The organism is Streptacidiphilus sp. EB103A, assembly GCF_041261405.1.
Classification (GTDB): Bacteria; Actinomycetota; Actinomycetes; order Streptomycetales; family Streptomycetaceae; genus Streptacidiphilus.
On sequence record NZ_JBGCAQ010000007.1, the window covers coordinates 53,356 to 78,412 of the forward strand.

Genomic DNA, 25,057 nt, shown 5'->3' on the forward strand with positions numbered 1-25,057 from the left:
GGTCGACCGGGGACTCCGCAAGACACATCCGCCACGTCGGGCAGACACACGACCGAGGGGGGCCGGAGCGCCTTGAGCAGGGTCAGCAGGAACGCCGCGTCAGCGGACGGCTCGGTCTCCACCCCTGCCCGCGGCAGTGCCGTGGGCGCGGGCGCCGAAACAACCCCGCCGGGCGGCACCGGCGGCGAGCCCCCGGCCCCGGCCGGAGCGGCCCGCAAGCTCTCCGGGCGGCGCCGCCCCGAGATCGTCGCCGTGTTGCTCTTCAGCGGCGCCCCGATCTTCGAGAGCTCCATCCCGCTCTCGGTCTTCGGCGTCGATCGCCAGGACGCCGGCGTCCCCCGCTACCGGCTGCTGGTCTGCGCCGGCGAGGACGGCCCGCTGGCCACCACCGGCGGACTGACCATGACCGCGCCGCACGGCCTGGAGTCCCTCGCCAGGGCCGGCACGGTGGTCGTCCCCGCCTGGCGCTCCGCCGCCCAACTCCCGCCTCCCGAGGCGCTCGCCGCTCTGCGCAAGGCCCACCAGGAGGGCGCCCGCATCATCGGTCTCTGCACCGGCGCCTTCGTCCTCGCGGCGGCAGGACTGCTCGACGGACGGCCCGCCACCACCCACTGGATGTACGCGCCCACCCTCGCCAAGCGCTATCCGCAGGTCCAGGTCGACCCGAGGGAGCTGTTCATCGACGACGGCGACGTGCTCACCAGCGCCGGCACCGCCGCCGGGATCGACCTCTGCCTGCATGTGGTGCGGACCGACCACGGCGCCGAGGCCGCGGCCGCCCTGGCCCGTCGGCTGGTCGTGCCCGCACGCCGCTCCGGAGGGCAGGCCCAGTACATCGACCGTTCTTTACCTGAGGAAATCGGCAACGACCCGCTCGCCGAGGTGGTGACCTGGGCCCTGGACAACCTCTCCAAGCAGTTCGACGTCGAGGCTCTGGCCGCCCGCGCCTATATGAGCCGGCGCACCTTCGACCGCCGGTTCCGCTCGCTCACCGGGAGCGCTCCACTCCAGTGGCTGATCTCCCAGCGGGTGCTGCAGGCGCAGCGGCTGCTGGAGACCACCGAGGCCTCCGTGGACGAGGTGGCCAGGCGCTGCGGCTTCCGCTCCCCGGTGGCGCTGCGCGGCCACTTCCGTCGGCAGCTGGGCATGTCCCCGGCCGTCTACCGGACTGCGTTCAGGGCACGTCGCCCACAGCCCGGTGCGGCCGACGGAGCCTCGGCGCCCTCGGTCATCGCGGCGGGGCTGGGCGGACTGTCCGGGCTGCCGCCCTTCACCACCGAGGAGGGCGGGAACCCGGTCGCGACACCGCCGCCCGGGCAGGGCGGGAACCCGGGGGTCCCGGACGCCCGCGGCGACCAGGGACGGGTTCCCGGCCAGTCCCGTGCGTCCCGCACCGGCCGGGTGGGCGCCCGGCCCCGGGGCGGACGCCCGGACGCGACCGACCACGCAGCAGCGGAGGACGGCCGAACGGAGGCGGGTGCGCGGGGCCGCCGCGAGTCCGCCGTACCGGAGCCCCGTGACGGATCGCACGGCGGCCCCACGGCCGGGCCAGGCGCCGGGCCCACGACCGCTCCCCCCGGCGTCCTGCCCGCACGCGGGCGTCCGGACGGCGGAGGTGCAAACGGCGGGCGCGGGAGCGGCGGGCCTGGGAACGGCGGTCCCGCCAACGGCGGGCCTGTCACCGGCGGGCCTGTCACCGGCGGGCCTGTCACCACAGCCAGGGTCGCGGCGCAGCAGCGCGCCTCGGACTGAGGACCGGAGGCGTCCGGGGGCCGATCACGGCCCCCGGCGGCCTGCCCGCGATACGCTTCACAGCCCGGCTCCCGGCCCGCTCGGTCCCAGGACCGACCCGAGGGGGCCGTGCCGGGTTTGCTTTGGGCGTGATCCGGCAGATGATCGATCCTGCGGGACCGCCCGGTCCTGGCACAGGCGCACTCCCACCAGGACGGTGAAGGCACGTGAACGATCGCATGGTCTGGATCGACTGCGAGATGACAGGGCTCAGCCTCGAGACCGACGCGCTGGTCGAGGTCGCCGCCCTGGTCACCGACTCCGAGCTCAACATTCTGGGCGAAGGGGTCGACATCGTCGTCCGTCCCCCGGCCGAGGCGGTCGCCAACATGCCCGACGTCGTGCGCGCCATGCACACCTCCTCCGGCCTGCTGGACGAGCTGGAGCAGGGCGTCACCCTCGCCGAGGCCGAGGCCCAGGTGCTCGCCTATGTGCGCGAGCATGTGCCGGAGGCCGGCAAGGCTCCGCTGTGCGGAAACTCCGTGTCGACGGACCGCGGCTTCCTCGCCCGGGACATGTCCGCGCTGGAGAGCCACCTGCACTACCGGATCGTCGACGTCTCCTCGATCAAGGAACTGGCCCGGCGCTGGTACCCGCGGACCTACTACAACAGCCCCAAGAAGCAGGGGAACCACCGCGCCCTGGCGGATATCAGGGAGAGCATCGCGGAGCTGAAGTTCTACCGCGAGGCCGTCTTCGTCCCGGCGCCGGGCCCCGACACCGACGCGGCCCGCGCCATCGCCGCCCGCTACGAACTGCCCCCGGCCTAGCCTCGCCGCCTTCGCACACCCCGGCCTGACCAGCCGAGACGCCGACCGCAACAGGGTCGCAGCCACGCCGAAAGGCGGTCGTGAGCACTCGGTCGGATCCTGTAGAGTTATCTCCGTCAGCGCGACAAGCGACTGGCGGATGGTGGGTGTAGCTCAGCTGGCAGAGCACCGGGTTGTGATCCCGGGTGTCGCGGGTTCAAGTCCCGTCACTCACCCCATCTGATCAAGGGTCTGACCTGCAACTAGGTCAGACCCTTGATCTATTGTCAGATCCGTGGCCACACACGGGCCACACATGATCTTTAAATCGGCCTATCGTCCCCCCATGGCGAGCATCCGAGAGCGTCCCCGCAAGGACAACACCACCGCCTACGTCGTCCGCTGGCGCACCGGCGGCGCCCGCGACGGAGCCGAGCAGAGCGAGAAGTTCAACGACCCTACGGCCGCCGAGGTCTTCCGGGGCCTGGTCGACCTGGCCGGCCAGCAGTGGCCCGAGGGGTGGGTCCGCGGCCGAGGCTTCGTTGAGCAGAAGGCCGAGCCCGACGCCCCCGCCGATCGCCTCTGGAGCGACTGGGGAGCCCGCTACATCGACCGTCTCAACGGCATTGACGAACGCAGCCGCCACGACTACCACCGCGACATGCGCCTGCACGTCAACGGCGTCCTCCTCCACACGCGAGAGGACGGCTCCACCGAGGCGCCCTCCGTCCTCAACATCAACGAGGACGACGCGGCGGACTGGGTACGCGCCGAAGAGAAGGGCCTGCGCGACCCCGACGACCCCGAGAAGTGGCTCCGGAAGCCCGCATCGCCCAAGAGCATCGCCAACAGGCACGGGCTGCTCTACAGCATTGCGCAAGCCGCCGTGGAGGCGAAGCCCAAGCAGCTGCGCGCCGACAACCCGTTTCGGGGCACGACACTCCCCCGCAAGGACGACGGCACCGAGGACGAGATGGTGTTCCTTGAGGAAGCCGAGTGGCAGCGGCTGCGTGCCGAGCTCGCGCTCATCTGCGATGGTGACTCGCTCGACCTCGCCGACGTCCTGATCGGTACCGGGATGCGCTGGGGCGAGGCCACCGCCCTCCAGTACCGCGACGTCGACCTCCGAGCGGGCACCATCCGCATCCAGCGTGCCTGGAAGCGGATGGAGGACAACACCATGGAGTTGGGGCCGCCGAAGACGAAGAAGGCCCGCAGGACGTTGAAGCTGAACCCGTCGCTGCTTGCCCTTGTTCGGCGGCTGATGATCGGCAAGAAGGGAGAGGACTACCTCCTCACCACGGCGGCCGGGAACGCCTGGCGGCACAGCAACTTCTACCTGCGCAGGTGGGCTGTGGCTGTCGCGCGGGCGAAGGAGAAGGGTTTCGCGAAGGCGCCGCGCATCCACGACATCCGGCACACGCACGTGAGCTGGCTGATCGCGGCGAACATTCCCCTGCCCAAGATCCAGCAGCGGCTTGGCCACGAGAGCATTACGACCACAGTGGACCGCTACGGGCACTTGCTGGTGCACCTCGATGATGACGTGGCCGACGCGCTGGAGGCCGCCCTCGCAACGCCTGCACCTACGACGCTGCAACTGGCGGCCCCCGCGGCGAGTGCCGGCTAACTGGCCCGTTGGAGCTGGGGCGGTGTGAAGCCGCTCCAGTTCTGGGTCCACTGGCCCGAGTCGATGCCCTGCTGCATCAGCTCCGAGAGGTCGGCTGCCACTTCCTCCGCCGGTCTGTCCTTCGCGATGAGGAAAATCGTTTCGCCGTCCTCTCGATGAACTGCTGCGACGGCACGATCACCGGGCAGGTGGTCAACAGCAATGGACCGCGCGATAGGCATAGCTCGCCCCCAGGACACCACCCGGCGCATGCCACAAATGCCCCAATGAGGCTGGATGTGACGGTGTGACAGGTGTTGCGGATCGCCCCCCCGGGCGGATCATCCATGATGCCGATGTGATGAGATTGTGGCTAGAGCGCACACAAAAGTATTACTGAGAGTCCGGTTCTGTCTGATCCTGGAGTGCCGGCAGTTTTCTCCGGGTATACACCTCCGCGAGCTCCGCGAGCTCCGCGCGGTCCGCTTCCGAGAGCTGCTCCATGCGGGCCACGGTCACGGCGATCGAGCGGTCCCGGGACCAGATAGCGTCCCGCTGTGGCTCAATGCCCATGAACTGGGCTACCGCGGCATGCTGCACAACCGGGAGCGGGATTTGCAGACCCTCGGCCAGCCCCTCCAGGTAGGGCAAGCGAGGCGTCTTCACCGAGGGGTCGGCCGCCTCCAGCTTCCGCAGCCACTCGTGCCCGAAGGCGGGCTCACTGTCGCCGGGGCGGATGCACCGCCTGTGGAGGGCGCGCCCGCTGAGGCCGAGCTCGATCCGCCGAGTGCGGACGAGATCGGACAGATCGGTTCGAGTTGCCTGCTCAGCCATGAGGGACATCCTGCCGCCTCTCCCACTCATTGCAAACACGCGTGTCCATAGGCATCACACGTCACAGCCGTCCCTTTGCTGCTCACGGGCGTGACATGTTCGCCGTTATAGACAGAGTGTCTACCGATGTAGACAGCGCACAACAGGGCGCGCGGCACTCTTGTCTCGATCCAGACCACCTCTCACCTTTCGGCTGACCACTTTTATGGACAGAGTGCCTATGGATGTGGCAGGCTCTTGTTGACCGCAAAAGTGGTCACCATGACTACGGAGGTGGACGGCCTTGCTTGCCACTCCCTCGCCTCGCTATCGACTTGTCGATGCTGACCTGCTGCGCAGGCTCATGCAGCGCACCAGCACCGGCCAGTCGGTCAGCCACCGCGAGCTCGCCGACGCGGTCGGCATCCCTCACCAGACCATCGGCCAGCTGCTCTCCGGAGTGCAGCAGTCGGTGCCGATGGACGTTGCTCATGGCATATGCGACCGCTTGGGCGTTGGTGTCTTGGTGCTTTTTGCGCCACCGACCCACGCCGCGCATGCAAAGCCGCTGGTCAGCGCGGTGAGCGCATGAGGATGCACACCTACGCCGAGGCCGCGATCGAGCTCAACATCCCAGAGAGCTGGCTGGCGAAGCACAAGGCCGAGCTGCCGCACACCGAGTTCGGGTCGTACGTCCGCTTCTCGGACGCGGACCTGGAGGAGATCCGGGAAATGCACCGCGTGCGCCCGGCCTCCGACGAGGTGCCGCCCGTGGCCGGCCTTCCCGGGCTGCTGCTGGATCTGAAGCCCGCACCGGCCCGGCATCGCAGCGCAGCCAACGCCTGACCCCTGACGTACAGAAGGCCGACCCGGTCGCACCCGGATCGGCCCGCCCACCTCACAACCAGCAAGGAGGGGACGCATGTCCCAGAGTACCGAAGTCGCCCGACGCAAGACTCCGACCGCAGACGCGGTCCTGGCCCGGCGAATCGAGGCAAACGCCATCGCCTCCGAGACCTACGCGAAGTTGGCCGCGGCCATGACCGAGGTGTACGTCCGGATCGAGGGGCTGCCGCTGCACCCGATCGGCTACTGGTTCTTCAACAGCGCCGGACCGACCACGCCGGCCACACTCAACGGCACCCTGGCCCGCGACTACGACTCGCCGACCCACGAGAAGCGGCAGCGCTTGAACGAGTGGGCCAAGGCCCTCGGAGCGGAGATCACGGAGACCAGGGACTACGGGTCGCGGATCAAGCTGCGCGCGACGTGCGTGGTGGGCGGCGTCCCGGTGGCCGTGGAGGTCGACGTGGACCACCGCTGCACCTGCACCGGTCAGTGCAACGGCGACGTCCTGTGATCGCGCTGCTGGCTCTCGCCGCCGTGGTCCTGGTGATCTTCGTGATCCTCGGCGTCAGTGAGCACTACTTCGCCCGTGCCGCCGAGACCATCAACGGTCCCGCCGCCGGGCACCCGCACCCCGTCCGGCCCCCGGTGTCCATGGGCCGACACGCCGCCCCCCGCACCGGTACGGAGATGCCGCGATGAGCCTGCCCACGATCCGCTCTCGGAAGCACGCCTTCGTGCCGCCGGTCCCGTCGGCGCCCGCCGCACCGACCGGTCCGACGGCCGAGCAGCTGCTCACCGAGGTGGTCGCCCTGCGCCAGCGGCTCGGCGAGTGCGAGGCCGCATACCGTGGCTGGCGGCACCGCGCGCTGGTGGCCGAACTGACCCTCCGCCGCCTCCCGGCCGCCCTCGCCAACCCGGACGCGCTGATCCGCAGGTTGTTCGCCGAGGCAGAGACGGCGCGGCTCCAGAACAAGGAGCTCCGCCAGCAGCTGAAGCAGCTTCAGCGGCCCACCACCGACCAGGAAGGCGTGGCTCGCTGATGCGCATCCCCTACCTCCCGAAGACCTTCAGCTCGGCCCATCTCGACCTGATCCGCACCGCGGACGACATCTGCCGTGAGTACGCCGCGCAGGGCTTCGACCTGACCCTGAGGCAGCTCTACTACCAGTTCGTCGCCCGCGGCTACATCGCCAACAAGCAGACCGAGTACAAGCGGCTGGGCAGCGTCATCAACGACGCCCGCCTCGCAGGGGAACTCGACTGGGACCACATCGTCGACCGCACCCGCAACCTGCGCGGCCTCTCCCACTGGACCAACCCCGAGCAGATCATCCGGTCCGTGGCCCACGGCTACCGCACGGAGCTCTGGGCCAACCAGCCCAACCGGGTGGAGGTGTGGATCGAGAAGGACGCGCTGGTCGGCGTCATCACGGGCGTCTGCCAGCGCAATGACGTCAACTACTTCTCCTGCCGCGGCTATACCTCCCAGTCCGAGCTGTGGAGCGCTGCGATGCGGCTGTCGCGGTACGAGCACCATGGGCAGAAGCCGATCGTCGTGCACCTAGGCGACCACGACCCGTCCGGAGTCGACATGACCCGGGACATCCAGGACCGACTGAACCTCTTCGGCAGCACGGCTGAGGTGCGCCGGATCGCCCTGAACATGCCGCAGGTCGAGCAGTACAACCCGCCGCCCAACCCGGCAAAGCTGACGGACTCCCGCGCCACGGGCTACATCAGCCTGTTCGGCCGCAGCAGCTGGGAGCTGGACGCCCTGGAGCCGACGATGCTCGACGGCCTGCTGGAGACCGAAATCCGGTCGTGGCGGGACGACGACCAGTGGGAGCGGGACCTCGCAGCCATGGAACACGAGCGCGAGTTGCTCACCGCCGTGTCCGCGCGCTGGCCCGAGGTCAAGCGCCTCATCGCCGACGACGCCACCTGACCATCGCTCACTTGCCGGGCGGCTGACCACCCGCCGCCCGGCCCACCGAACGGACAGAACATGACTCTCTCCTTCGCCCCCGCCACCCGCGAGCAGGCCCGCGCCCGTATCGGCCTCCAGGGCCCCGCCGGATCCGGCAAGACCAAGTCCGCCCTCTGCATCGCCGAAGGTCTCGCCAGGGGCGGCACCATCGGCGTCATCGACACCGAGCGCGGCTCCGCACTCACCTACGCCCCCGTGCCCAGCAAGCCCGAGCTCGGCGGCCACGTGTTCGGCCACATGCCCATGGACACCCACGACCCCCGCACCCTCATCGAGGCCGTCAAGGTCGCCGAGCAGGCAGGGATCGCCGTCCTCATCGTGGACTCCTGGTCGCACTTCTGGAACGGCAAGGGCGGCCTTCTGGAGATCGTGGAGACCGCTGGCCGCGCCCCGGGCGCCGGGGGCAGCTTCGGCGGCTGGCGCACGGGAAACCCCATTGAGCAGGACATGTTGGACGCCCTGCTCAACTTCAAGGGCCACCTCATCGCCACGATGCGTACCAAGGGCGACTACGTGATCGAGGGCAAGAAGGTCACGAAGGTCGGCGTGAAGGCCATCCAGCGCGAGGGCGCCGAGTACGAGCTCGGCCTCATCCTCGACATGGTGGAGGGCACCGGCACCGTCACCAAGACCCGGTACCCGCCGCTGGAGAACCTGACGATCCACCACCCCGGCGAGGAACTGGCCGAGATCATCCTTGAGCAGCTCGGCCAGGGTGTGGACCCGGTGGAGATCATCCTCCAGGGGCTGATGGCCGACGATCTGACCTACGCAGGCGCCCTGGACCTGTTCGCCCGCGCCGGTCAGCGTGGCCTGCACGCCGCCGCGGTCGAGCACCCGCTGACGAAGCAGATGGTTCCGCTCGGCGACCTCATCAAGGAGTTCGGCTCCCTGCTGCGGCCCAGTGCCCCGGCAGCCGCGCCCGCGGTCCCGACGCCTGCGCCCGCGCAGCCGGCCCCGCCCGCTCCGGAGCCGCAGGCGCCCGAGGCCGCGCCGCAGCAGCCGTCCATGGCGACCGCGCCGCAGATGCGCATGATGCACGCCCTGCTGAAGAAGGCCGGGCTGACAGAGCGCGCCGAGGTTCTGGAGTACGTCACCGGCGTCATCGGCCGGCCGATCGAATCCCGCAACGAGCTGACGTACGCCGAGATCCAGCAGCTCATCAACCACCTCCAGGACACCCCGGCGCTCGCCGCCTCCGCCTGAGCCATCCGAATCGCGGGCCCGCGCTCACCTCCCCCGGCGCGCGGGCCCGCCCACCTCAGGAAGGAGGTGCACCATGCCCGACCCCACACCCGAGCAGCAGGACGCCATCGACACCTACGGCGATGGCTTGGACATGGTTCTTCAGGCCGGCGCCGGATGCGGCAAGTCCAGCACGCTGAAGATGATCGGCAAGAGCGACCCGCGGCGCCGCATGCTCTACCTCGCTTACAACAAGGCCACCGCCGCCGACGCCGCCCGCAGCTTCCCGACCAACGTGGTCGCCAAGACCGGTCACGGCCTCGCGTTCGACCCGCGGTACCTGCCGCGTATCCAGCGGCCCCGGCAGACCGCCCTGGACGCCGCCAAGGCCCTGGGCGTCGACCGCATCCTCGGCTTCGAGTCGCTGCCCCGCATCATCACGGACCACGGCGACACCAAAGCCATGTCCAGCAAGGTGATCATGCGGTGCGCGCTCGACGCGCTCGAAGGCTTCTGCCACTCCGACGACGCCGAGGTCAGCCACAAGCACGTCAAGCAGTACGACGGGCTGTCGCACTCGCCCGCCCGAGACCAACTGGTCGCCCTGGTACTCCCGGTGGCCCGGGCCGCCTGGAAGGACGTGCTCAACCCGGACGGCGTCCTCAAGCACACCCACGACTACTACCTCAAGATCTGGGCCCTCTCCGAGCCGCGCATCGAGTCCGACGTGATCCTGCTGGACGAGGCGCAGGACACCAACGACGTCCTGGCCAAGGTGCTGCTCGCGCAGGACCACGCTCAGCGGATCGCCGTCGGCGACTCCGCGCAGCAGATCTACGAGTGGCGTGGCGCGAAGGACGCTCTGTCGCGTTTCGAGCGCGATCTCGAGGCAGAAGTTCGTATGCTGTCGCAGTCCTTCCGCTTCGGCCCGGCCATCGCCACCGAGGCCAACCGATGGCTGCACAAGGTCGGCACCCCGCTGCGGCTCACGGGCTGGGACCAGTGCGCCTCGGAGGTCGGCCCGGTCGAGCAGCCCGACGCCATCCTGTGCCGCACCAATGCCGGGGCCATGGGCATCGTCCTGGAGCAGCTCGCCGCCGGCCGCAAGGTTGCCCTGGTCGGCGGCAGCAGCGAGATCAAGCGCCTCGCCTGGGCTGCCGAGGCGCTCCAGGGCGGTCGCCCGACCGACCATCCCGAGCTGCTGGCGTTCTCCAGCTGGGACATGGTCCGCCAGTACGCCGAGGAGGAAGACGGCTCGCTGCGGGTGCTGGTGAAGCTGATTGACGACTACGGCACCGAGGACATCATCGCCGCGGCGGACAGCCTCGCCTCCGAGCAGCAGGCCGAGCTGGTCGTCTCCACTGCGCACCGGTCCAAGGGCCGCGAGTGGCCGAGCGTCAAGATTCACGGCGACTTCCGGGCACCCAAGCCCGACCCCAAGACGGGCCTGATCATCCTGCGCCGCGAAGAGGCCCGGCTCGCCTACGTCGCCGTCACCCGCGCCCGCGAGCGCCTCGACAACTCCGCGCTGGCGTGGATCGACACCGTCAATGCGGTGAGCGCATGACGCCCGAGCAGGCGGCCTGGGTCTGTGCTCATGTCCTCGCGCCCCGGCAGATCCCGGCGCAGCCGGAACAGTGCCCGTGCCAGATCACGAGCAGTTGCTGCCGCCGCGGCGAGCACCACCGCTGCGGACACGAGCAGTGGCAAGCGTGGGGCGGATTCGACCCGGAGACCGTCATCGGCCGCGGCTGGGGCCCGTTCCCCGCCTCGGGCCGGATCAACGGCGGTTTCAGCCTGCCCAGGGTTTACCTCGCCGATCGCGAGTGCCGCACCTACTGCAACTGCTTCTGCCACCGGCCGCCGCCGGAGGGCAGGCCAGTCCCGGCCGGCGAGCAGCTCGACCTCTTCGCCCTCACCTGATCGGAGATCAACTCATGGCCTACATCGGACACCTGTGCAGGTGCGGCCACATGGACATCCACCACGAGCGCGGCAAGGGCTGCCGCGGCGGTGCCCACGGATGCGGCGGTTCCTGCCGCAAGTCGCCCAAGCCGGTAGTGCGGCCGACGTTCGACATCAAGGCCCGCCCGGTCGAGACCGTGCGCGAGCCCGGCACGCACATCGGCGACGCCGTGAACACCCCGCGCACCTGCGACTGCGACGCCTGCAAGGAGCTGTACGCCGAGCTCACGGCCCAGTCCGCATAAGACCGTCGGCGCCCGGGCGCATCGACCAGCGACCGCCCGGGCGCCGACCACAAGCAACCGCACCAACCACTGAAGGGCTGCACGTGGGAATCCGCCTGTTCGTCGCGGTGCTCGACAACGCCCCGACGACTCTCTCGCACCGGGAGCGCCTGCTCCTGGGTGTGCTGGCGGAGGACGCGAACGACGACACCGCGATCACCTGGAGCAGCGTCCAGGACCCGAAGATCCGCCGCCGCGCCGACCTGTCCCGCACACAGCTGTACGAGGTGCTGAAGACCCTGACCGCCAAGGGAATGATCAAGAAGTTGACCGCCGGACAGCGTCACTCCACGGCCAAGTACGTCATTCAGTGTCCCGCTGGACGGGACGCTACTGAGACCGCTCAGAGTCCCGGCGCACGGGACACTTACGACTTTCAGAGTCCCGCTGAGCGGGACGCTAAGGGACGTTTCAGTGTCCCGGAATCCGGGACACTGACCGATTCTCAGAGTCCCGCACCACAGGACACTGACGATTCTCAGTGTCCCGCTGGACGGGACGTCAGTGTCCCGCTGGACGGGACCCCTACTCCTCTACTCCCTAATACATCTATCTCTCCAGCACCACCCGCGGCCCCCGCCCCCACCGACGGCGACCTCTTCGCCGACTTCTGGACGGCCTACCCGAAGAAGGTCGGCAAGGGCAACGCGCGGAAAGCGTGGACCGCCGCCCTCAAGCGCGGTGCCGAACCGGCCGCCATCGTCGCCGCCGCCGAATCCCACGCCTCCGCCTGGCAGTCGGCCGGCACCGACAAGCAGTGGATCCCCTACCCGTCCACATGGCTCAACGGCGAGCGCTACGACGACGCCGACCTCCCCTCCTCGTTCCAGCCGCCCAAGACCAACCAGCCGCAGCGGTGGTCGGACCCCGCAGATCAAGGAGTCTTCTGATGGACGAGCTTCCCGAGTACCAGGACGACGTACCCACCGGCCCGTCACTGCCCCACGACCTCACCGCCGAATCCGCCTTCCTGGGTGCCGTCTTTGTCGCCCGCAACCCCCGGCGCGTACTCCTGGACACGCGCCTCCAGGCCGCCGACTTCTACCACCCCGCCAACGCGTTGATCTTCCAGGCCGTCACCGCCCTCGCCGACGCAGGCCAGCCCGTCACCCCCATCAGCGCCACCGCCCGACTCCAGCAGGCCGGCCTACTCCAACGCGCTGGCGGTCCCGCCTACGTCCACGGGCGCATCACCGGTGGAGTCACCGCCGGAGCCGACTGGCTCGCCTCCCGTATCCACTCCCTCGCCCTGCGCCGCCAGCTCATCCACGCCGGCAGCGAGATCGCCGCCATGGGCTACGACCCCGAAGGCGACCCGGCCGACCTCGCCGAGCTCGCCGTCAGTCGCGTCCGCGAAGTCCGCGACGCAGGACGCGCCGCCGAAGACTCCCCCGTCCTCGATGTGCACGACTTCCTCGCCGTCAATGACGAAGCCCACGACTGGGTTCTCCCCGGTCTCTTGGAGCACGGAGACCGCATCATTTGGACCGCAGGCGAAGGCGGAGGCAAATCCGTCCTCCAACGCCAGCTCGCCATCGCCGCGGCCTCCGGCGCCATGCCGTTCTCCTTCGACGCCAACGCCCTCGGCCCGCAGAAAGTACTGGTCCTGGACTGCGAGAACTCCAGCCGCCAGACCCGCCGCCACTACCGCGAGTTGATGAACATCGCAGAACGCCGCCGCTCACCCGTCAAGCGCGGACAACTCCACATCGACGTCCGGCCCGAAGGCGTCGACCTCACCCGACCCGACGGCCGCGCCTGGCTCATGCGCCGAGTCGAAGAGGTCATGCCCGACCTGCTCGTCATCGGCCCCGTCTACCGGCTCCACAACGGCGACGCCAACTCTGAGGAGCACGCGCGCAAGGTCACCGTCGTGCTGGACGAGGCCAGGGCGACCGCCCACTGCGCCATCTCGCTGGAAGCCCACAGCCCGCAGGGCAACGGCTTCGGCCCCCGCGCACTCCGCCCCGTCGGCAGCTCCCTCTGGCTCCGCTGGCCCGAATTCGGCCTCGGCCTGCGCCCCGTCGAAGACGAGCGGTCGGCCCGAGACGAACGAGCCCGGCGCGTCATCTCCTGGCGCGGCGCCCGAGACGAACGCGCGTGGCCGACCTGGCTCCGCTCCGGCTTCGACGGCTCATGGCCCTGGCGCCCCTACACCCCCATCGACGCCGACCCATACAGCGGCTACTCCGCCACCGGCGCCGTCGCATGACCGCCCCGGTCCGCGCCCGCTACGGGCCCCGCATCGGCCCCAGGGCCGCCGCAGGCGAAGTCCGCGTCTCGACCCGCCTACTCGAAGGCCGCGAGTTCCTCATCTGGGACTCGCCCAACTACCTCGCGGTCTACGCCGCGGGCTACGAACTCATCCACCTCTGGATCAAGGACCCAACCTGATGCCCCTGCCCACCATTACCGGAATGGCCCGACTCGTGGCCGACCCCGAACTGCGCGTCACCCAGAGCGGCAACACCCTCTGCCAAGTACGCCTCGCCTTCAACAGCCGCCGGCAGAACCCCCAGACCCAGCAGTGGGAAGACGGAGACACCTTCTGGGTCCGCGGCACCGCCTGGCGCGAACTCGCCGAGAACATCGCCGAGACCCTCCAGCGCGGCATGGAGGTCATCGTCACCGGTGAACTCCGCACCGAGTCCTGGGAGAAGGACGGCGTCAAGCACCAGCAGCCCGCGCTGAACATCCGCTCCATCGGCCCCAGCCTCGCCTACGCCACTGCCCGGGTCGCCAAGGCCGACCGCTCCGGCGGCAACGGCGGACAGCAGCAGACCCAGCAGAACCGGCAGCCCGCACAGCAGCAGACGCGGCAGCAGCAGGCACCGCAGCCGCAGGACGACCCGTGGTCCGTACCCGCCAGTAACGAAGAGCCGCCGTTCTAGCGGTCCGCCCGCAACCGGTCGCCAGGCGTCTCGTGCGCCCGAAGAGATGCCTGGCGACCCCCACCCCGTGATCGTCCCGCACACGCCCGCTGGAGGCCGCTGTGATCGCGTACCTGCTGCTCTGCGTCGTCGTCGCTGCCCTGGTGGTCGGCGGGCTGCTGCTGGAGCGGCGTGATGACCGGCGTTGGGAAGCCGAGCGGGCCGTGCGTGTGGCCGCCGCGCGGGCTGCCATCACACGGCCTGCCAACCCGCTGGACGCCTTCGAGGAAGACGCCTGGCGGCAACTCACCACCGACACCAACAACCTGGAGCCCTGACCCGTGGACAGCGAAACCCGATCCGCCGCCGAGGTGCTCGGCCGCCTCAAGGCCGAGCGCGCTGAGCGCGAGCGCCTCACCAATCCGACCCGGCTGGCCATCATCGCCCGCCTGATCGAGCGTCACGGCCTCACCGAGAACCAGGCCACGCTCGCCGTCGACCAGGTCGCCGAGGGCATTCAGGGCGAGCACACCGCCTTCGTCGGCCCTGCTGTGCTCAGCCTGTTCGCCGAGCAGTGGGCCCAGCTATGGCAAGCCGTGCAGCCCGTGCTCCAGCAGTTCGTGCAGGCCTTCACCGCCGCCATGAAGCAAGCGACCCAGTACGCCGAGATCATCACTCCGCCGGCCGCCGCCGACCGTCCGGCGTGGCAATCGCCGCACGGACCGAAGCAGAAGGGAAACCGCCGTGGCTGACGCCCTGCACCGGCTGCGCGGCATCCTCGCCAGCCAGATGACCGGCGCCGCCATCGAGCAACTGCTCGCCGACGTCACCGCCGAGCTTCGCGCCGTCCAGCCGCCGCAGCAGTCCGCGATCGACCAGCCGATCCCGTACCAGCTCGCCGACAAGCCGCTGTGGACCGACACCAGCACCTACGCCGCCCACGGCCGCCTCTGCTGCGCGTGCCCGCTGGAGATCCGATCCTCAGACCCCGACTACGTCGCCCAGGAGATGGAGCAGCACCTCGCCGAAGCCCACGGCCGCGCCACCACGGTGACGGTGGCCATCGACTTCCACGACGCGTTGCTCAGCCCGCTGCGCCGCGCGATGAAGGGCGGTCGCTGATGCCTGACCCCCTGCCGTGGTCTGAGCAGCTGCGCCGCCGCAACGGCCTGCCACCGAGGCCGGCCGACGACATGCAGCTGCTGCGCAGCCTCGGCCTCGACCGATCCGCACAGCCGCTCGACGCCGAGCAGCCGCCCGATCTGACCGTCACGGTCACCGCCGATACCACTGCGGCAAAGGCCGCGCTGCGCCGCCTCGCCGCAGCGTTCGACCTCCGCTGCCTGCACGACCTACTGCCCGCCATGTGCCACCACTGCAAGGAGACCGACCGTGGCTGACCTGTCGGAGGAGCAGCTGCTGCACCTGGTCGACCGCGCCGAAACCGGCAGCCTGCTCGCCGAAGAGGCCGTGATGCTGCGCGCCGGCATCCGATCCCTCGCTGCCGCACGCCGCAGCCTCGGCGGCATGCAGGCCAAGCAGCAGCGCGAAGCCCAGGAGCAGATCGGTGCCTGCTGCGATCACGCCAGGTTCCGGCACTGGCAGCTCATCGGTCGCTGCTGCGCCTCCGGCTGCGGCTGCCACGCCTTCGTCACCAACTGACCCGTCCCGCCGCACGCCCGGGAGTACGCCGATGCTCGACCGCCTCACCGCCGACCGCCTCCGCCAGCAGCTCTCCGCCATCCCCGAACTGTGCGCCTACGCCTGGCTCGACCTCGCACCGTCCACCACCGTGCGGTACGGCTCGATCCACACCGCCAGGCTGCACGCACCCGCACCCGTCAACGAGCGCGTGCTCAACCTGCTCGGCCCCGGCGACTACCTCGCCGACCTGGACCACAACGGCGACCAGGACGGCCCCATGCCCGCCGTTGCCGTCCTCAACGGCTGGTGCCGCGTCGTCACCGGCCGCCGGTACCGCAACATCTCGGCCGCCTGCGAGGTGCTGCTGGAGCGGTGGCCGGCCACCAGTGGCAACACCTGGAGCCGCGAACTCGCCCGTGACATCGGGCGCCTGCACGGCCAGCTGGAAGCCGCAGCGCACCTGCACGCCCACCGGCAGCCCCTGGAGCTGCCCTGCCCGCGCTGCACCCTGTACGCCCTGGAGGCGATGGCTGGCCGCGACGTCTCGTGCAGCAACTGCGGCGCCACCATGACCGTCGCCGACTACGACCGGCGAGCAGCGCTCTACGCCGACAAGATCGGAGCCTGACCCATGGGCTGGACCAACTATCACACCGAGATCAGCGTCTCGCTCAGCAGCCACAACTCACCCGAGGACGAAGACCACGAGGCGCTGTACACCGAGCTGCGCGAGCGCGTCCGAGCCATCGTGGACGAGCCGAAGTACCAGGCCATCGGCGCGATGATGATCTGAGCGTGACGGTGGGCCGGTCCCGTGTGTCGGACCGGCCCACCGTTCCGCGCCCGCGCCGCCAGGCCAGCCACGGGCCGCACCATGACCGTACGACCCGGCTACGACATCGCACAAGTATTCGAATACCCTGCATGGTGAGCACCCGAAGCCAACGAAGGTCGGCCGATCTCATCGAAGGTTGGTCGCTTCCCTTGCCCCGACCCGACGCCAGCCAGAGCATGGCCGCATGGACTACCGCCCCTTACTCACACAGCACACTGCCCAGCTCACCCACGAGATCCCGGAGTGGGACAAGGCCGCCACCGCCGTTGAGCTGGATCCCTACCAGTGCAAGGCTTCCTACATCTGCGGTGCGATGCGCGAGTTCATGCAGGCCGCAGGGCTCAACTTCGAGGAGGAATACTTCCTCGCGGCACTCTTCCTCGCCCTGGACGCCACCGAACTGCTCGGTCGAGTCGTCAACGGCGCACGCTGCGAGGAAGGCGAACCGGGATATATCGGCCCCACCTCAGTTCTCCATAAGGGCGTGCGATACCTCAAGGCCCATGGCAACCCGAAGACTGCGCCGTTGCCACGATCCCCCGACGACTATGTGCATCTGCGGAACTTCGCCGGGCATGGGGCGTCCTTCATCCCGGCAGACGTCGACTTCGATCGTGACACGATTCGCCTGCTGCTCCGACACCTGGCCTATGTCCTGAACACCATGTGGAACGACCCGGCCCTACCCGCCAACCTGGCCATGGTAGAAATCCATCCGGTGTCCTCCGTAGTCGACGGCAAGACGGAACCGGTCTTCGTTCGCCACCTACAAGAGCACCTGGCGGCAAACCGGCCTGGGGACGGCCTTGCTCACGACTCCTGGCAGTACGACACATTCCGCATATCGGCAGCCTCGGACGCAGTGACCGGCGTCGGGTATATCCCCCGCCGCCCGGCCGGCGCCCCTGGTACGACGGCGAAGCCATGACCCCCCAAGGACTGAGCTACTCGCCCTTTGACTTAGGCGGTGCGAATTGATCCAGCAGTTCCCGCATCGCGTCAATCAGAGCAGGGGAGTCAGTACGCCCATCCAAATGCTCCACCGCTTCGACCTCTTGCCGATAGACCTCTTGATCAACTAGAGGCGGGACTTCCTTAACTATCTGCTTCGCCACTGCTGGCTCAATGAAGCGCATGTGCGATGTGCGGGCATATACCGGGTAGTCTCCTTTGCGAATTCGACGGTTTACGGCGCTGTAGGCAGCACCGCTTCTGCCATACCCGTATTCATCGAAGAAGTCACACAAGCTGATCAAGGTGATCTCATCCATAGGAGAGCTCCTTCCAAGCATCAGCGCCTGTAGCCGCATCATCATCGTCTCGCCGCGCGGCCGATGACGCATGCGGAAGCACGACAGCGGCCCCGGTTCGGTCCGACCCGGGGCCGCACTGCGCTCGAACGCTACCCGGATCCACCCTCGACTTCGAGATCCGTACGCCGGCCTGGCTGCGTGACTCGGGATCGCCAGTAGTCACCCAGGGCGTGCCAGTCGACCGCCGCGGACGAGCCGACCCGGATCAGCGCAGGGAATGCCGGATCGCTGCCCGCGATCTTGGACAGCCGCTGATGCGAGATGTGCTCCACCAGGCCCTCGGCAACCAGCCGACGCGCAGCCGCCCGCAGCGAGATCAACTCCGGCTCCCTTTCCTCGTCAGCCACTCCGGTCATCCTCCCGCACCTTGTTGCCGAGTGGCAACAAGGTGGCTACGCTCGAACCTGCACCGATGAAGTGGCCCCGGCGGCGCTCGCAACGCCGACCGGGGCCAGCCCGTCCTCCAGCCGCTAAGCCACGAAGGACAGACCCATGGAGCGTACCGACGCTCACCCCACCAGCACAGACAGCCCACCGGCACGCGCCCCCGAGTCGGACGTGCTCTCCGCACACACCCTCGGCATCCTCGCCCGGCACGTCGCAGACCGGCTCAGCCTCGACCCGGCAGCGCAGGCCTTCGCCACCGCCTTGGACGATGTTGCGGTGCTGGCCGACGCGTGGGTGCAGGCGCAACTTGACGCCCTCGCCAACGCCCCGCAGGCCGCTGCACAGACCGCTCCTGGCCCGCTTGTTGCGCCCACTGTTGCGCCCGCTGCGCCCACGCCCGCACACCCCGCAACCGACCCGCAACCCCTCACCGCAACCGCCGCCGTCCTCGCCGCAACAACCGTGCTCAGCGACAGCGCAACAGCCCGCGACATCGCCCAGCACATCGCGGCGCACCACCAGCTCGACCTCACCCCCGGCAGCGTCCGCGCCATCCTCTCCCGCGAGCGAGCGAAGACGCAGGCGCAACAGCCGCAACAGCCCGCGCAACAGCCGTTCGGCTTCGGCCAGGGCGGAGGCCAGCAGCCGTGACCAACACCGCGTTCGAGCTGTGGTGCGCGGTCGGCGCGGTCACGCTCGTCACCGCCGGCACCCTCGGCCTGCACCCTGACGACTACAGCCGCACGCTGCACTTCCTGGACTACGTCCTCGCCGGCTGGTACTTCACCGGCCTCATCTCGCTCGGCCTCGGCGGTGTCCTGTGATCCGCGACCTGATCTGCGCCTGGATCATCGCCGGGGCCGGCATCACCGTCAGCATCACCGTGCCTCGCATCCGCGAGGCCGCGCGCTGGACCCTGGTCGGCTGGTTCTACGTCGGCATCATCGGCCTGCTCGTCTGGGAGGTGCTGGGATGAGCAGCCACTACGTCACCGCCGGCTCCGTCCTGGTCGGCCTGCTCATGGTCGCCGGACGCGGCGTGTTCTGGTACCGCAAGCACGGCCGCAAGTCGGGTGCAGGGAAGGGCGGCGAGGGCGGCAAGCGCAAGATCGCACCCCTCGGTCCGTTCTTGTGGACCATGACTCTCGGCACCCTGTCCGCGCTCGCCACTGGCGGACTCATGGGCAAGACCGCCGAAGGAGTCGCCAAGAGCAGCAACCGCTTCGGCGACCAACTGCTCAGCACCCTCGCCGGAGCCAACTCGCCCGGCGTCACCCGCCAGGGCATCCAGATGCTCAGCCAGGGCGGCGCCGTGCTCCTGGTCGTGCTGCTGGTCGCCTGCCTGATCTGGTGGTGGTGCCACGGCTGGCGGATCAAGGTCGAGATGGTCTGCGGCTACATCGCAGGCGTCACTCTCGGCCCGACCGCCGGACTCGCCGGCATCGCAGGCGTGATCATCGCTCCGATCTTCAACATCGGCGGGAACTGGATCGTGATCGGCCATGGCTGACGACGACTGGGAGCAGACCGTCACCCGGGCCTTCATCGGCACCCGGCAGACAGCCGGGCGTGTGCGCTGGATCTGGGAGAAGGAGGACGGCCGCAGACGCCTCGGCAGGATGGTCAGCCGCAGCCTTACGACCGCCTTCGGCCTCTGGTCCGCCTACGCCCTCGGCACGCACTGGCCGTGGGTCGGCGCGGCGGAGATCATCGCCCTGCTCTGCTACGGCCACGCCAAGGCGCGGCTGGAGGAGACGGAGTTGCCCGAGGCCGCCGAGGATGAGCAGGCCGAGGATGCCGCGCAGCCGGTCACCGCGCGCCCGATGCCGAGCCCGGCCGAGATCCGGCAGCTCCTCATCGACAGCGTGCGGCACCTCGCCGGAGAGCGGCAGGGCGTCCACCTCGACCAGCTGCACGCCGTCTGGTCCCTCGACGGCGACCTCGAAATGGACCTGTCCGAGTTCCGCCGCTGGGTTGAGGCTCACGGCGTGCCCGTGCGCGACTCCCTCAAGGCCTCCGGCAAGACCCGCATCGGCATCCACCTCTCGGACCTCCCTGCGAGTGCCGCCGAGACCCCTCCCCCGGTCGTCCCAGACGAGCTCCTCCAGGACTGGTAGTCGTCGCAGGTCAGCCCTAGAACTACCCCGTGAACTACCGGGTCAACTACCCCTCTCAACTACCCGAGGACTGCCCCGATGCTGACGACTCTTCGACGTCTCGCCGCCGCGCTGCACAACTTGGAGAATCGCGCCCAGTGCCCCGACTGCGGGTTCTGGTACGACCCGAACTATGGGCACGCCTGCACGCCGTGCTGACCTGCTAGCACCTATGTGCTTGCGTGTGATCATGTGTTGTGTCACGCTGCTGCCAGCACCACCAGTGCGCCCACGTCACAAAGGCCCGACCACACCGGTCGGGCCTTTCGCATACCCGGCTGCGGCGCGGACCGCCGATGCAGCGTCCGGACGGCGCAGGAGCACGCACCCTGCCCGCGCCGCAGCCGATCTCCACGGAGGTGACCATGGCCACGGACGGCATGCTCTCAACTCGCGAAGTCGCCGACCTCTGCCGCGTCACCACCGCCGCGGTCCGCCAGTGGCGGAGGCGTGGCCACATCACCGCTGACGGCCTGGACGAACGCGGCCGGCCGCTCTACCGCCAGCTCACCGCCGCCCGCGCCGAGGCGAAGACCCGCAGCAAAGCCGGACGACTCGTCAGCGTGGCTCCCATCCCTGCGGCTGCGGCTGCTGGGACCAGCCCTGCGGCGCAGGCGGCTGCGGTTGCCATTGCTGCTGCGGCACCGTCCCGTGCGCGTACTGCGGAGGCGGCATAACCGGCTGCTGCTGCGCCCGCTGGAACACACAGAACGCCGACGGGTGATCGCGCCGGTCCTCGACCCACGACACCTTGTCCAGCACCCACCCCGCGCGCTGGATCTTGTCCATCACCTCCGCGATCCCGTACAGCGCGGTGTTTCCGCTCATCTGGAACACGCCCTGGTTGATCCGGCACACGAAGACGTTGTTGCCATCGCGCAACGCCTTCGCCGCGTCCTCAGGCAAGCTCGACTTGCTCATCGGCACCCCCACCGATCGGCCGCCCCACTGACGGCAGTCTCGCCACGCTACCGACTGCAGGTCAGCACGTCAGCCGATCGGAGGTGACCGATGCCCCGACCGAAGCCGCGCCCCGTCACCGAAGCCGACCGCACCGAGATCCTCCGCCGCCACGGAGCAGGCGAGAGCCGCAACGCCATCGCCCGCGCCGTGGGCCGCTCCGGCGAGACCGTCTCCAAGGTGGTCGCCGCCAAGGGCCTCACCTTCGAGCGCGGACCCGAGGTCGCCGCAGCCACCGAGGCCAAGCTCACCGACCTCGCCGCCCGTCGCGCCAAGCTCGCCCTCGACCTCCAGTCCGACGCCGAACGCCTCCGCGAGCAACTCTGGAAGCCAGCCAAGGTCTACGCCTTCGGCGGCAAGGAGAACACCTACGAGCAGGTAATCCACCCGGAGCCGCCGTTCAGCGACAAGCGCGCGATCATGTCCACCGTCGCAACGGCGGTCGACCGCTCGCTGAAGCTGGAGCCGGTCAAGGACGAGAACGGCGCCGACGCCGTCGGCTCGCTGCTCGGCGGTCTGCTCGACCGGCTGCGGGCCGACCATGGCGACGGCTGAGGGGCTGCTCTCCCCGAAGCAAGCACAGTCCATCGCGCAGGCCGACGCATGGCTGAACATCTGGGAAGGCTCGGTCCGCTCCGGCAAGACGATCTCTTCGCTGCTCCGGTGGCTCATGTACGTGGCCACCGCACCGCGCGGCGGCGATCTCACCGTCACCGGCCGCACCTACGACACGGTCTCGCGCAACGTCTTCGGCCCGTTGATGGATCCGGCCGTCGTCGGCCCCCAGGTGGCCAAGCTGGTCAGCTACACCCGCGGCTCCAGCGTCGCCAGCATCCTCGGCCGGCAGATCGAAGTCATCACCGCCAACGACGCCCGCGCCGAGGGCAGGCTCCGCGGCCTCACCGGCGCCGGCGCCTACGTGGACGAGCTGACCCTCATGCCGAAGGACTTCTTCAGCAGGCTGGTCGACCGGCAGTCCATCGCAGGCGCAAAGATCTTTGCCACGACCAACCCCGACAACCCCGCCCACTGGGTCAAAAAGGACTGGCTCAACAGGGCACTTGAGCTGGGAATCCGCACCTGGCATTTCACCCTGGACGACAATCCGGCGCTCCCCGCCGAGTACGTCGCCCGCATGAAGCGCGCCTACACCGGGCTCTGGTACCGGCGGTACATCCTCGGCCACTGGGTCCAATCCGAAGGCGCCATCTACGAGGCGTTCGACGAGAAACGCCACGTCGTGCAGCAGTTGCCGCGCATCGACCGGTGGCTGTGCGACGCGATCGACTACGGCACCGTCAACCCCTTCTCCGACCTACTGATCGGACTCGGCACCGGGGCGGACGACGTCCAGCGGCTGTACGTGGTCAGCGAGTACCGGCACGACTCCCGGCAGGCGCGCCGCCAGATGACGGACGCCGAGTACAGCCAGGCCCGGCGCCGCTGGCTGGCCGGCACGCCGCACCCGCAGACCAACATCATCGGCGTGCAGCCGGAATGGACCGTGGTCGACCCCTCGGCCGCATCGTTCATCGAGCAGCTGTTCCGTGACCAGGTCGGCAACGTCACCCCCGCCGACAACTCCGTGATCGACGGCATCCGCGGCGTGGCCTCACTGTTCGCCGCGGACCGGCTGCACGTCCACGAGTCGTGCACCGGGCTCATCGATGAGCTGCCCGGCTACTCGTGGGACGACGCTGCAGCCGAAAAGGGCGAGGACAAGCCGATCAAGAAGGACGACCACAGCTGCGACGCCCTGCGCTACGGCACCCGCACCACCGAGGCCCTCTGGCGGCCCTACATCCCTCACCTGGAGGTGGCCGCCTGATGGCCGCAGTTGGACCGATCCGAGTGCCCGTGCACCTCCGGGTCAGCGAGATCGAATACGAGATCGGTCACCTGGAGATCGACGTGGACGCCACCCCGGTCCCCGGCGATCGGTACACCATCAGCGTCAGTGCCCGCTCTGATGACGTTCGGCCGCAACTGGCCGCGCTCCTGCGCTCCGCAGCCGCCCACATTGAGCAGGGGGTGAACGATGCCCCTGCCCACGAGTGACATGCTCTGGCCGCCAATCGACGGCGCCGCAGAGACCGACCTCAAGGACTGGTCCGCCTGGTACTCCGGTGACCCCGACATCCTCCAAGAGCGCTACTACCTGCGCGGCACCCGCGGCCCCCAGGACCGGCCGTCGCAGTACCGCAACGGCGTCCTCGGCCGCTTCGCCCGCTGGTGGTGGGGCCAGCCCACACCCTTCGGCGAGAAGCGCACCAAGCTGCACATCCCGCTGGCGGGCGACGTCGCCCGCACCAGCGCCGACCTGCTGTTCTCCGAACCGCCCAAGCTGTCGGTCGAGAAGACCAAGAACACCAAGGCACAGCAGCGCCTCGAAGACCTCATGAACAACGGCCTCCAGGCCACCCTGCTGGAAGGCGGGGAAGTCTGCGCCGGCCTCGGCGGCGCCTACATGCGCGTCGTCTGGGACGACAAGCTCCGCCGGAACTGCTGGATCGACATCGTTCACGCGGACTGCGCTGTGCCGACGTTCTCTTACGGCGACCTGGTCAGCGTCATCTTCTGGCGCATCCTCAGCATCGACGGCGCGACCGTCGTTCGGCACCTGGAATGCCGCGAGCCCGGCTTCATCCTGCACGGCGTCTACGTCGGCAGCCCCAGCCAGCTCGGCAAGCCCAAGCGCCTGACGGACTACCAGGAGACGAAGAACCTCCAGCCCGTCATCACCCTGCCCGCCGGGGTGATGACCGCCGAGTACGTCCCCAACGTCCGCCCGGCCCGCGGCTGGCGGCACATCCCCTCCATGGCCTACTGGGGCCAGAGTGATTTCCAGGGCGTCACCGGCATGATGGACGCCCTGGACGAGACGTACAGCTCGTGGCTGCGGGACATCCGGCTCGGCAAGGGCCGCGTGATCACCCCGAACAGCTACCTCCAGTCGCACGGCCCCGGCAAGGGCGCGAGCTGGGACGAGGACCGCGAGATCTACGCCGGGCTCGACATGCTGGTGCGACCCACCGACAGCGGATCCGGCCTGACGATCAACCAGTTCGCCATCCGTGTCCAGGAGCACTCCGACACCGCCAAGGCCCTGGTCGAACAGATCGTCCGGCAAGCCGGATACAGCGCCGCCACCTTCGGCGAGGCTGCCGACGGCCAGGCCATCACCGCGACGGAGATCCGCTCGCGCGAGCGCCGCTCCATGGTCACCCGGTCCCGCAAGGCCCTGTACTGGGGCTCGGCGATCCGCAACATCGCCGAGGCCCTGCTCGTGGTCGAGCGGTTCCTCTTCAAGACCGGCATCGACCCGGATCTGCCCGACATCGCGTTCCAGGATTCGATTTCCGAGGATCCGCAGACCATGGCGACCACTGCGAACCTGTTGGCCATGGCCGAGGCCGCGAGCATCGAGACCCGGGTGCGCCTGGTCAATCCGGACTGGGATGACGACGACGTTGCCGCCGAGGTGCTGCGCATCAAGGACGAGAAGACGGTGACGCTGTCCGACCCGACGCAGATCGGCAACGAGGGCCCGACGCCGTTCCCGCCCGGCCCCAACGCGCCGCCGGATCCGAACGCGCCGCCCGCCCCCGCCAACCCCACAGCGGACGCGCAGGACGACTGACCGGTAGGGGGCGAGTCGATG

37 protein-coding genes, 1 tRNA gene and 1 pseudogene are annotated in these 25,057 nt (G+C 69.3%); 35 read left to right on the forward strand and 4 right to left on the reverse strand.

Annotated elements, in window-relative coordinates; all coding sequences use genetic code 11:
- Nucleotides 1–243 precede the first annotated feature (243 nt).
- The 4 genes and pseudogenes from ABH941_RS13035 to ABH941_RS13050 form a co-directional block, all read left to right on the forward strand.
- Nucleotides 244–1,201 (forward strand): annotated as a pseudogene (locus ABH941_RS13035) (GlxA family transcriptional regulator); the annotation flags it as partial.
- A 757-nt stretch (nucleotides 1,202–1,958) separates the two neighbouring features.
- Nucleotides 1,959–2,561 (forward strand): oligoribonuclease, encoded by a 603-nt coding sequence (gene orn, locus ABH941_RS13040; RefSeq protein WP_370129127.1) that lies wholly within the window; start codon nucleotides 1,959–1,961, stop codon nucleotides 2,559–2,561.
- A gap of 142 nt (nucleotides 2,562–2,703) precedes the next feature.
- Nucleotides 2,704–2,779, forward strand: a tRNA-His gene (locus tag ABH941_RS13045).
- Nucleotides 2,780–2,886: 107 nt separating this feature from the next.
- Nucleotides 2,887–4,170 (forward strand): tyrosine-type recombinase/integrase, encoded by a 1,284-nt coding sequence (locus ABH941_RS13050; RefSeq protein ID WP_370129129.1) that lies wholly within the window; start codon nucleotides 2,887–2,889, stop codon nucleotides 4,168–4,170.
- A gap of 372 nt (nucleotides 4,171–4,542) precedes the next feature.
- Here the strand turns inward: ABH941_RS13050 and ABH941_RS13055 are convergent, their stop codons facing one another.
- Nucleotides 4,543–4,983, reverse strand: coding sequence for an XRE family transcriptional regulator (locus ABH941_RS13055; protein WP_370129131.1), 441 nt, complete (start codon nucleotides 4,981–4,983; stop codon nucleotides 4,543–4,545).
- Between the two features lie 283 nt (nucleotides 4,984–5,266).
- On the opposite strand from ABH941_RS13055, the gene ABH941_RS13060 reads away from it, so the two are divergent.
- The 22 genes from ABH941_RS13060 to ABH941_RS13165 all read left to right on the forward strand — a co-directional run bounded on the left by ABH941_RS13060 (nucleotide 5,267) and on the right by ABH941_RS13165 (nucleotide 17,509).
- A complete protein-coding gene (locus tag ABH941_RS13060) occupies nucleotides 5,267–5,554 on the forward strand; it encodes a helix-turn-helix domain-containing protein (RefSeq protein ID WP_370129133.1) in 288 nt (95 codons plus the stop codon).
- Nucleotides 5,551–5,808 (forward strand): DNA-binding protein, encoded by a 258-nt coding sequence (locus tag ABH941_RS13065; RefSeq protein WP_370129135.1) that lies wholly within the window; start codon nucleotides 5,551–5,553, stop codon nucleotides 5,806–5,808. Before ABH941_RS13060 ends, ABH941_RS13065 begins: the two co-directional genes overlap by 4 nt.
- Before the next feature lie 76 nt (nucleotides 5,809–5,884).
- Nucleotides 5,885–6,322, forward strand: a complete 438-nt coding sequence (locus tag ABH941_RS13070) for a hypothetical protein (RefSeq protein WP_370129137.1) — start codon at nucleotides 5,885–5,887, stop codon at nucleotides 6,320–6,322.
- Nucleotides 6,319–6,510, forward strand: coding sequence for a hypothetical protein (locus ABH941_RS13075; RefSeq protein WP_370129139.1), 192 nt, complete (start codon nucleotides 6,319–6,321; stop codon nucleotides 6,508–6,510). The genes ABH941_RS13070 and ABH941_RS13075 overlap by 4 nt, the downstream gene beginning before the upstream one ends.
- On the forward strand, nucleotides 6,507–6,851 hold the full coding sequence (locus tag ABH941_RS13080; protein ID WP_370129141.1) for a hypothetical protein: 345 nt from the start codon (nucleotides 6,507–6,509) through the stop codon (nucleotides 6,849–6,851). The genes ABH941_RS13075 and ABH941_RS13080 overlap by 4 nt, the downstream gene beginning before the upstream one ends.
- On the forward strand, nucleotides 6,851–7,756 hold the full coding sequence (locus ABH941_RS13085) for a hypothetical protein (protein ID WP_370129143.1): 906 nt from the start codon (nucleotides 6,851–6,853) through the stop codon (nucleotides 7,754–7,756). Before ABH941_RS13080 ends, ABH941_RS13085 begins: the two co-directional genes overlap by 1 nt.
- 60 nt (nucleotides 7,757–7,816) lie before the next feature.
- The gene (locus ABH941_RS13090) at nucleotides 7,817–9,004 is read left to right on the forward strand and encodes an AAA family ATPase (protein ID WP_370129145.1); all 1,188 of its coding nucleotides are present in this window, start codon (nucleotides 7,817–7,819) and stop codon (nucleotides 9,002–9,004) included.
- Between the two features lie 73 nt (nucleotides 9,005–9,077).
- On the forward strand, nucleotides 9,078–10,550 hold the full coding sequence (locus tag ABH941_RS13095; protein ID WP_370129147.1) for a UvrD-helicase domain-containing protein: 1,473 nt from the start codon (nucleotides 9,078–9,080) through the stop codon (nucleotides 10,548–10,550).
- Entirely contained in the window at nucleotides 10,547–10,906 is a 360-nt protein-coding gene (locus ABH941_RS13100) for a hypothetical protein (protein WP_370129149.1), read from the forward strand. Before ABH941_RS13095 ends, ABH941_RS13100 begins: the two co-directional genes overlap by 4 nt.
- Before the next feature lie 50 nt (nucleotides 10,907–10,956).
- Entirely contained in the window at nucleotides 10,957–11,193 is a 237-nt protein-coding gene (locus tag ABH941_RS13105) for a hypothetical protein (protein WP_370129151.1), read from the forward strand.
- An 83-nt stretch (nucleotides 11,194–11,276) separates the two neighbouring features.
- Entirely contained in the window at nucleotides 11,277–12,122 is an 846-nt protein-coding gene (locus ABH941_RS13110) for a hypothetical protein (RefSeq protein ID WP_370129153.1), read from the forward strand.
- Complete coding sequence (locus tag ABH941_RS13115; protein ID WP_370129155.1) at nucleotides 12,122–13,444, forward strand: AAA family ATPase; 1,323 nt, start codon at nucleotides 12,122–12,124, stop codon at nucleotides 13,442–13,444. Before ABH941_RS13110 ends, ABH941_RS13115 begins: the two co-directional genes overlap by 1 nt.
- Complete coding sequence (locus tag ABH941_RS13120; RefSeq protein ID WP_370129157.1) at nucleotides 13,441–13,626, forward strand: hypothetical protein; 186 nt, start codon at nucleotides 13,441–13,443, stop codon at nucleotides 13,624–13,626. The genes ABH941_RS13115 and ABH941_RS13120 overlap by 4 nt, the downstream gene beginning before the upstream one ends.
- Before the next feature lie 23 nt (nucleotides 13,627–13,649).
- Entirely contained in the window at nucleotides 13,650–14,123 is a 474-nt protein-coding gene (gene ssb / locus ABH941_RS13125) for a single-stranded DNA-binding protein (protein WP_370129159.1), read from the forward strand.
- A 101-nt stretch (nucleotides 14,124–14,224) separates the two neighbouring features.
- Nucleotides 14,225–14,440 carry a hypothetical protein gene (locus ABH941_RS13130; protein ID WP_370129161.1) on the forward strand — a complete coding sequence of 72 codons (216 nt, stop codon included), beginning with the start codon at nucleotides 14,225–14,227 and terminating at the stop codon, nucleotides 14,438–14,440.
- Between the two features lie 3 nt (nucleotides 14,441–14,443).
- Complete coding sequence (locus tag ABH941_RS13135) at nucleotides 14,444–14,854, forward strand: hypothetical protein (RefSeq protein WP_370129163.1); 411 nt, start codon at nucleotides 14,444–14,446, stop codon at nucleotides 14,852–14,854.
- Entirely contained in the window at nucleotides 14,847–15,224 is a 378-nt protein-coding gene (locus tag ABH941_RS13140) for a hypothetical protein (protein WP_370129165.1), read from the forward strand. The genes ABH941_RS13135 and ABH941_RS13140 overlap by 8 nt, the downstream gene beginning before the upstream one ends.
- A complete protein-coding gene (locus tag ABH941_RS13145) occupies nucleotides 15,224–15,502 on the forward strand; it encodes a hypothetical protein (RefSeq protein WP_370129167.1) in 279 nt (92 codons plus the stop codon). The genes ABH941_RS13140 and ABH941_RS13145 overlap by 1 nt, the downstream gene beginning before the upstream one ends.
- Nucleotides 15,495–15,764: a hypothetical protein gene (locus tag ABH941_RS13150; protein ID WP_370129169.1), complete on the forward strand. Its 270-nt coding sequence runs from the start codon at nucleotides 15,495–15,497 to the stop codon at nucleotides 15,762–15,764. Before ABH941_RS13145 ends, ABH941_RS13150 begins: the two co-directional genes overlap by 8 nt.
- Nucleotides 15,765–15,795: 31 nt before the next feature.
- The gene (locus ABH941_RS13155) at nucleotides 15,796–16,374 is read left to right on the forward strand and encodes a hypothetical protein (RefSeq protein WP_370129171.1); all 579 of its coding nucleotides are present in this window, start codon (nucleotides 15,796–15,798) and stop codon (nucleotides 16,372–16,374) included.
- A gap of 3 nt (nucleotides 16,375–16,377) precedes the next feature.
- Nucleotides 16,378–16,539, forward strand: a complete 162-nt coding sequence (locus ABH941_RS13160; protein WP_370129173.1) for a hypothetical protein — start codon at nucleotides 16,378–16,380, stop codon at nucleotides 16,537–16,539.
- Nucleotides 16,540–16,765: 226 nt separating this feature from the next.
- Nucleotides 16,766–17,509, forward strand: coding sequence for a hypothetical protein (locus ABH941_RS13165; protein ID WP_370129175.1), 744 nt, complete (start codon nucleotides 16,766–16,768; stop codon nucleotides 17,507–17,509).
- 16 nt (nucleotides 17,510–17,525) lie between these two features.
- Here ABH941_RS13165 and ABH941_RS13170 read toward each other — a convergent pair whose 3' ends face one another.
- A complete protein-coding gene (locus ABH941_RS13170; RefSeq protein ID WP_370129176.1) occupies nucleotides 17,526–17,852 on the reverse strand; it encodes a hypothetical protein in 327 nt (108 codons plus the stop codon).
- A gap of 131 nt (nucleotides 17,853–17,983) precedes the next feature.
- Nucleotides 17,984–18,241, reverse strand: a complete 258-nt coding sequence (locus ABH941_RS13175; RefSeq protein WP_370129177.1) for a hypothetical protein — start codon at nucleotides 18,239–18,241, stop codon at nucleotides 17,984–17,986.
- Nucleotides 18,242–18,386: 145 nt separating this feature from the next.
- On the opposite strand from ABH941_RS13175, the gene ABH941_RS13180 reads away from it, so the two are divergent.
- From ABH941_RS13180 to ABH941_RS13200, 5 genes are read left to right on the forward strand one after another with little or no spacing between them, the layout of a single operon-like run.
- Nucleotides 18,387–18,932, forward strand: a complete 546-nt coding sequence (locus ABH941_RS13180; RefSeq protein ID WP_370129178.1) for a hypothetical protein — start codon at nucleotides 18,387–18,389, stop codon at nucleotides 18,930–18,932.
- Nucleotides 18,929–19,105, forward strand: a complete 177-nt coding sequence (locus ABH941_RS13185; protein ID WP_370129179.1) for a hypothetical protein — start codon at nucleotides 18,929–18,931, stop codon at nucleotides 19,103–19,105. The genes ABH941_RS13180 and ABH941_RS13185 overlap by 4 nt, the downstream gene beginning before the upstream one ends.
- On the forward strand, nucleotides 19,102–19,257 hold the full coding sequence (locus tag ABH941_RS13190) for a hypothetical protein (RefSeq protein ID WP_370129180.1): 156 nt from the start codon (nucleotides 19,102–19,104) through the stop codon (nucleotides 19,255–19,257). Before ABH941_RS13185 ends, ABH941_RS13190 begins: the two co-directional genes overlap by 4 nt.
- Nucleotides 19,254–19,790, forward strand: coding sequence for a hypothetical protein (locus tag ABH941_RS13195; RefSeq protein ID WP_370129181.1), 537 nt, complete (start codon nucleotides 19,254–19,256; stop codon nucleotides 19,788–19,790). Before ABH941_RS13190 ends, ABH941_RS13195 begins: the two co-directional genes overlap by 4 nt.
- On the forward strand, nucleotides 19,783–20,397 hold the full coding sequence (locus ABH941_RS13200; RefSeq protein ID WP_370129182.1) for a hypothetical protein: 615 nt from the start codon (nucleotides 19,783–19,785) through the stop codon (nucleotides 20,395–20,397). Before ABH941_RS13195 ends, ABH941_RS13200 begins: the two co-directional genes overlap by 8 nt.
- Before the next feature lie 597 nt (nucleotides 20,398–20,994).
- Here ABH941_RS13200 and ABH941_RS13205 read toward each other — a convergent pair.
- Nucleotides 20,995–21,357, reverse strand: coding sequence for a hypothetical protein (locus ABH941_RS13205; protein ID WP_370129183.1), 363 nt, complete (start codon nucleotides 21,355–21,357; stop codon nucleotides 20,995–20,997).
- Nucleotides 21,358–21,447: 90 nt separating this feature from the next.
- Between ABH941_RS13205 and ABH941_RS13210 the strand changes: the two genes are divergently transcribed.
- Genes ABH941_RS13210 through ABH941_RS13225 form a run of 4 tightly spaced genes read left to right on the forward strand, consistent with a single transcriptional unit; the run spans nucleotide 21,448 to nucleotide 25,036 of the window.
- Nucleotides 21,448–21,951, forward strand: coding sequence for a helix-turn-helix domain-containing protein (locus ABH941_RS13210; RefSeq protein ID WP_370129184.1), 504 nt, complete (start codon nucleotides 21,448–21,450; stop codon nucleotides 21,949–21,951).
- Entirely contained in the window at nucleotides 21,938–23,224 is a 1,287-nt protein-coding gene (locus ABH941_RS13215; RefSeq protein ID WP_370129185.1) for a PBSX family phage terminase large subunit, read from the forward strand. Before ABH941_RS13210 ends, ABH941_RS13215 begins: the two co-directional genes overlap by 14 nt.
- Nucleotides 23,224–23,454: a hypothetical protein gene (locus ABH941_RS13220; protein ID WP_370129187.1), complete on the forward strand. Its 231-nt coding sequence runs from the start codon at nucleotides 23,224–23,226 to the stop codon at nucleotides 23,452–23,454. The genes ABH941_RS13215 and ABH941_RS13220 overlap by 1 nt, the downstream gene beginning before the upstream one ends.
- Nucleotides 23,435–25,036, forward strand: a complete 1,602-nt coding sequence (locus ABH941_RS13225; RefSeq protein WP_370129188.1) for a phage portal protein — start codon at nucleotides 23,435–23,437, stop codon at nucleotides 25,034–25,036. The genes ABH941_RS13220 and ABH941_RS13225 overlap by 20 nt, the downstream gene beginning before the upstream one ends.
- Nucleotides 25,037–25,057 lie beyond the last annotated feature (21 nt).